This window comes from Tateyamaria sp. (assembly GCF_059783535.1).
On the sequence record NZ_JBYNDP010000001.1, the window covers coordinates 1 to 1231 of the forward strand.

Annotated in this window: 2 protein-coding genes; both read left to right on the forward strand. The window is 59.4% G+C overall.

Annotated features, from left to right (window positions below; all coding sequences use genetic code 11):
- Nucleotides 1-259: 259 nt before the first annotated feature.
- Nucleotides 260-940, forward strand: a complete 681-nt coding sequence (locus tag AC6RA8_RS00005) for a hypothetical protein (RefSeq protein WP_500350076.1) — start codon at nucleotides 260-262, stop codon at nucleotides 938-940.
- Nucleotides 941-968: 28 nt separating this feature from the next.
- The coding region (locus tag AC6RA8_RS00010; protein ID WP_500350077.1) for a DMT family transporter at nucleotides 969-1231 on the forward strand (263 nt) is incomplete at its 3' end.

Consider the following 1231-nt stretch of genomic DNA (forward strand, 5'->3'; position numbering starts at 1 on the left):
AGCAAACCCAAACACGGTCGGAATGATAACCTTTTCCATCTCTACTCTCCTTTCCGGGCAGGCCGGGAGCACGTGAGTGGTGGCCTGCGGTGCAATCCGCGAGGGCGATCCCCGCGATGATGAAAAAGACGTGGGTGCGACAAGCTGACACAAAAATCCCCTGACCCATCACCTCTGATCACGGAGATGCGACAGCGGCGCGAGGTTCCGCGCGGTTTCAACCCTTGATCCCGACCCCATTCTGCCCCCTACTGCCGACATGATCCTGCGCATGTTTCTGATCCTGACCCTGCTGGCCTCATGTGGCCGTCCGCTAACGGACGCCGAGCGTGAATTTGCGGGCACTATTCACGGCAACCAGTTGAATACGGAGCGCGTGCGCCTGATTGACGGCGCACCGACCCGGGCGGTCACGTTCAAGCGCAAGGCCCGCCCCCGGACCACCTGCCGCGAACGCATCCTGCCGCCACCTACCACCGACGTCATCACGGCCAAGCCTGCCGCCGTCGCACTCTGGCAGAATGTTCTGTTCGATACGGACTGGTATCTGGACGATTATGTTCCTGCCTATCCAGAGGAGATTAACCTGATCGCGGCCATGCTGCTGGCACATGAACTGACCCATGTGTGGCAGTGGCAGAACAGGGAGGTGACAGGGTATTCCCCGCTGAAGGCCGCCCGGGAGCATCGGTTCAGCGACGATCCCTATCTTTTTGACGTTTCGGCAGAACGGCAGTTCCTCGACTTTGGTTTTGAACAGCAAGGCTCTATTGTCGAGGAATTCGTGTGCTGCCGTGCGCTGGACCCGCAAGGCCAGCGGACACAACGCCTGCATGCCCTGATTTCACAGGCGATGCCGGTATCCCCCCTTCCGCAATCCCGGCAGCATGATGTCCGCCTGCCATGGGATGGCGTGGAGGTGAATGGCATCTGTGCCTGACCCAAATCCGAAAGATGGAGGTGCCGGAATGGCCCAATATGCCGTGATCATGCTTTTGGCCGGTATCGGCATCCCGATCCTAGCGGCGCTAAATGCTGCCCTTGGCACGCGATTGGGCAGCCCTGCTGCGGCCGCAACGGTTCTGTTTGTCATCGCTTTCGGAACGGCGGCTATCGTGTTTTTGCTAACCGGGGCTCAGGGTATGTCCAAGCTATCCGCTGCACCGAAACATCTATTGCTCGCCGGTGTTCTGATCGCGTTCTATGTGCTGAGCATCACCTATATCGCCCC